Source organism: Xanthobacter sp. BG11Y11_SDJG (assembly GCF_057364445.1).
In genome coordinates this window covers 1-3,900 of the sequence record NZ_JBNFNU010000400.1, presented here as the reverse complement: position 1 = coordinate 3,900, position 3,900 = coordinate 1, and the positions used below count along the sequence as shown (strand labels likewise).

The 3,900-nt window shown below is 69.8% G+C and carries 5 protein-coding genes and 1 pseudogene; 4 read left to right on the top strand and 2 right to left on the bottom strand.

The genetic code is table 11. The annotated features are described in order from the left end of the window. Nucleotides 1–252 (top strand): (2Fe-2S)-binding protein (locus tag AC2W7M_RS21620; RefSeq protein ID WP_486134815.1); only part of this gene is annotated, 252 nt, incomplete at its 5' end. A gap of 78 nt (nucleotides 253–330) precedes the next feature. Here the strand turns inward: AC2W7M_RS21620 and ppa are convergent. Both ppa and AC2W7M_RS21610 read right to left on the bottom strand, forming a co-directional pair. Continuing rightward, nucleotides 331–864, bottom strand: a complete 534-nt coding sequence (ppa, locus tag AC2W7M_RS21615; protein ID WP_486134813.1) for an inorganic diphosphatase — start codon at nucleotides 862–864, stop codon at nucleotides 331–333. A gap of 246 nt (nucleotides 865–1,110) precedes the next feature. Then, nucleotides 1,111–1,619, bottom strand: a pseudogene (locus tag AC2W7M_RS21610) (GNAT family N-acetyltransferase). Between the two features lie 213 nt (nucleotides 1,620–1,832). Here AC2W7M_RS21610 and AC2W7M_RS21605 point away from each other — a divergent pair. From AC2W7M_RS21605 to AC2W7M_RS21595, 3 genes are all read left to right on the top strand, one after another. Continuing rightward, nucleotides 1,833–2,147, top strand: coding sequence for a hypothetical protein (locus tag AC2W7M_RS21605; protein WP_486134811.1), 315 nt, complete (start codon nucleotides 1,833–1,835; stop codon nucleotides 2,145–2,147). 163 nt (nucleotides 2,148–2,310) lie between these two features. Further along, entirely contained in the window at nucleotides 2,311–2,967 is a 657-nt protein-coding gene (gene msrA, locus AC2W7M_RS21600; RefSeq protein WP_486134809.1) for a peptide-methionine (S)-S-oxide reductase MsrA, read from the top strand. Nucleotides 2,968–3,082: 115 nt separating this feature from the next. Next, nucleotides 3,083–3,772 (top strand): fumarylacetoacetate hydrolase family protein, encoded by a 690-nt coding sequence (locus AC2W7M_RS21595; RefSeq protein ID WP_486134807.1) that lies wholly within the window; start codon nucleotides 3,083–3,085, stop codon nucleotides 3,770–3,772. Nucleotides 3,773–3,900: the final 128 nt, after the last annotated feature.

Sequence of the window (3,900 nt, the reverse complement as noted above, 5' to 3'; positions counted from 1 at the left end):
GGACCGCCGCGTGCTGCTGACGGGCCGCGCGCCGGTCTCGGGCGGCGAGCGGGCCGCGTGGTATGCGCCTGCTTCGGCGTTCCGAAGGGGGAGATCGAGGCCGCCATCGGTTCCGGCTGCACGGACGTGGCGGCTGTGGGCCGCGCCGTCAAGGCGGGCACCAATTGCGGCTCCTGCGTACCGGAAATCCGCGCGCTGCTGGCTGGCGCGGCACCGGCGGCGCATGAACCGAAGGCCGACGTCGCGGCCTGAGGTCCCCGGCGGGGGGCTGGGGGTGGCGGGAGGCGGCGCCCTGCGTCGTCTCCGCCGCATCCTTCGCGGAAGGCGGCCTCAGCCTTCCTTCTTCGCCCGCTCAATGCCTTCGAGGATCAGCTTCTGCGCCTCGGCGGCATCGCCCCAGCGCACGATCTTCACCCACTTGTTGGGCTCCAAATCCTTGTAGTGCTCGAAGAAGTGCTCGATCTGCTTCAGCGTGATGTCCGGCAGATCGGAATAGTTCTTCACCCGGTCGTAGCGCTGGGTGAGCTTGGAGGAGGGCACGGCGATGATCTTCTCGTCCTGGCCGCCCTCGTCCTCCATGAGCAGCACGCCCACCGGGCGCACGCTGATATAGGCGCCCGGCACGATGGCGCGGGTGTTGGCCACCAGCACGTCGCACGGGTCGCCGTCGCCGGACAACGTGTGCGGGATGAAGCCGTAATTCCCCGGATAGCGCATGGCGGTATAGAGGAAGCGGTCGACGAACAAAGTCCCCGCGGCCTTGTCCATCTCGTACTTGATGGGCTCGCCGCCGATCGGAACCTCGATCAACACGTTCACTTCGCTGGGCGGGTTCTTGCCGATCGGGATCGCATCGATGCGCATGTCACACTCGCATATGGGCCGGGATCGCACGCCCGCCGGCCGGCGTGGCCGGCCGATGGAAACGCGCGGTCTCCCTGAAATTCAGAGGGCGATTCGCCAGGCAGATCGGCTCGACCCGCCCGGATCGCGCTCCAGGGGCGCAAGAGCTAGAGCACGCGGCGCGCCGCTTGCAAAGCTAGCTGATCGGCGCATGGCGCCGCCCCCAGGCAGCCCCCAGGCAGAACCGGCGCCCGCGCCCATGCGGGGCTACCGCTGCCAAGCGAAGGCCACCTTGTCCAGCGATTTCGTGCCGAACTGCTCGGTGGAGGATGCGACCTCATGCCCTCCCAGGGCCTTGTAGAAGCCGACCGCGTTCTCGTTGTCGGCCAGCGCCCACACCACGAGGCCCTCGAGCCGCGCCAGCGCCAGATCGCGCCGCGCCGCCGCGAACAGGCGCTGGCCGAAGCCGAGCCCCTGATAGAGCGGCTGGAGGTAGATCTCGTAGATCTCGCCGCCATAGGGCAGGCTCTTGGCGCGGTTGCCGCCATAGTTCACGTAGCCGGCGACGTCGTCGCCCACCAGCAGCACGGAGATGCGGCTGCCGCGCCGGATCGCGGCGTCCCACCATTGGGGCCGCGCCGCTCCACCATGCGCTCCAGTTCCAGGCCCGGGATCAGCCCGCGATAGGCGGTCCGCCACGCCGCGTCGTGCACCGCCGCGATGGCGGTCGCGTCGGCGGGCTTCGCCCTGCGGATTTCGATCAGGCCCGTGCTCATGCCCCGATGGAAGCAAACCCCGGGCCGCCCTTCAAGTGGCATCGCGCCGCGATGCACCAATTCCAGATTGGGGACCGGCCCGCAGCCCCGCCTTTACCAATCACGGCGCGCAGCGCAGGGCCGCCGCGCGCGCGAAGGGCTACATGCGCGGGCCAGCCCGTGACATAAGGGAGCAAGATCCGCGGCGAAACCTCGAAGGCCCGCCTCACGCTCATGATCCGCTTCTTCCTGCGCTTCACCGGCTTCTGGCTGCTCGCCGCCGGCTTCGTCGCCCTGATCGTCGACGGCACGCGGTCCATCGCCGCCTCCTCGCTGCTGCTGATGTCGGCAGGAGACGCCTGGTATGCGCTCTCGCCCGGCAGTCTCGCGGCGCTGGAGGCCTGGGCGCGGGCCAAGTCGCCGGCCCTGTGGGACAGCGCGATCACCTCGGTGCTTTCGGTGCCGGCCTTCCTGCTGCTGCTGGTGCTCGGCATCGTGCTGATGACGCTCGGCCGGGTGCGGGAGCGCTCGCGCTTCGAGGTGGGCTGACCCCTCCCCCCTCGCACAAACGCACGCGGCACCCCATATCTGGGGTCCTGGCCGGCCATGCCCTTCAGCCTCGAACGGGGTGGCCGCGCCGAAGGTCCTGTCTCATGATGCGCCGAACCGCCGCCCGCACTTGGGCGCGGGGCCGTGCGCGAGGAGCCGTGCCATGCTCTTTTTCCGCAAGTCGCTGGAGCTTCCCACCCGTCAGGAGGCGCTGAAGGGCCGCGAGGGCGCCATCCCCACGGCGCGCGCCCATTTCGTCAACGGCCAGCCGCTGAAGGGGCCCTATCCCGATGGCGTGAAGACCGCGGTGTTCGCCCTCGGCTGCTTCTGGGGCGCCGAGCGCAAGTTCTGGCAGCTGCCGGGGGTGTTCGTGACGGCGGTGGGCTACATCGCCGGCCATACGCCGAACCCGACCTATGAGGAGGTGTGTTCCGGCCGCACCGGGCACACTGAAGGCGTGCTGGTGGCGTACGATCCGGCCGTGGTGTCGTTCGACCAGTTGCTGAAGGTGTTCTTCGAGGCGCACGACCCCACCCAGGGCATGCGCCAGGGCAACGACATCGGCACCCAGTACCGTTCCGGCATCTATGTGGACGATCCCGCCGATCTCGCCCGCGCCGCGGCGGCCAAGGCCGCCTATGAGCCGGCGCTGAAGGCGAAGGGCTTCGGCCCGATCACCACCGAGATCGCCGCGGCGGGGCCGTTCTACTTCGCCGAGGACTACCACCAGCAGTATCTGGCGAAGAACCCGCACGGCTATTGCGGCATCGGCGGCACCGGGGTCGCCTGCCAGATCGGCACCGGCGTGGCCGCCGAATAACGTTGGGAGAGCCGGGCCGCGCGCCCGGCTCTTTCCTTTCCGGCCCGGCGCGGCCGCCCTTTCCTCCTGCCGCCGGGCGGCCTATGGAGGGGCGATCACGCCCCCGGAGGCCGCCATGCCCGCTTATGCCTTCCCGCCCCTCGCGGTGCCCACTTTGCCCATCGTCGGCAGCGATGCCCTGTTCCCGGTGCACCGCATCTACTGCGTCGGCCGCAACTTCGCCGACCACGCCATCGAGATGGGCGGCGATCCCTCCAAGGAGGCGCCCTTCTTCTTCCAGAAGAACCCGGACACCCTGGTGCATTCCGGTGCCACCATCCCCTATCCCAAGCGCTCGAACGACGTGCACCATGAGGTCGAACTCGTCGTCGCGCTGAAGGAAGGCGGCGAGGACATCCCGGTCGCACGCGCGCTCGACCACGTGTTCGGCTATGCGGTGGGCATCGACCTCACCCGGCGCGACCTCCAGGCCGAGGCGAAGAAGGCCGGCCGCCCGTGGGAGGTGGCCAAGGCGTTCGAGGAGTCCGCCCCCTGCAGCGCCATCGTGCCGACCGGCATCTGCGGCCATCCGGACCAGGGCCGCATCTTCCTGAAGGTCAACGGCGAGACGCGCCAGGACGGCGACCTCAACATGATGATCTGGAAGGTGCCGGAGATGATCGCCATCCTCTCCACGCTGTTCCGGCTCGCGCCCGGCGACCTGATCTTCGCCGGCACCCCGGCCGGCGTCGGCGCCATCGCCCGCAGCGACGTGCTGGAAGGCGGTGTCGACAATGTGGGCGAGATTCGCCTCACCATCGGCTGAGCCGGGCCGGCGTTAGGGGGCGGCCTGGTCTTCGATCCAGCGGCCTGCCGCCTCCCGCGTCGCCGCCAGGACGGCGGCGCCCAGCGCCTCGCCCACCGCCGTGTGCAGCCCGGCATAATCGTGCGGCG

Coding starts and splice junctions, on each gene's coding strand:
- msrA (WP_486134809.1), top strand. CDS start 2,311: ATGCTCTTTTTCCGCAAGTCGCTGGAGCTTCCCACCCGTCAGGAGGCG.
- ppa (WP_486134813.1), bottom strand. CDS start 864: ATGCGCATCGATGCGATCCCGATCGGCAAGAACCCGCCCAGCGAAGTG.
- AC2W7M_RS21605 (WP_486134811.1), top strand. CDS start 1,833: ATGATCCGCTTCTTCCTGCGCTTCACCGGCTTCTGGCTGCTCGCCGCC.
- AC2W7M_RS21595 (WP_486134807.1), top strand. CDS start 3,083: ATGCCCGCTTATGCCTTCCCGCCCCTCGCGGTGCCCACTTTGCCCATC.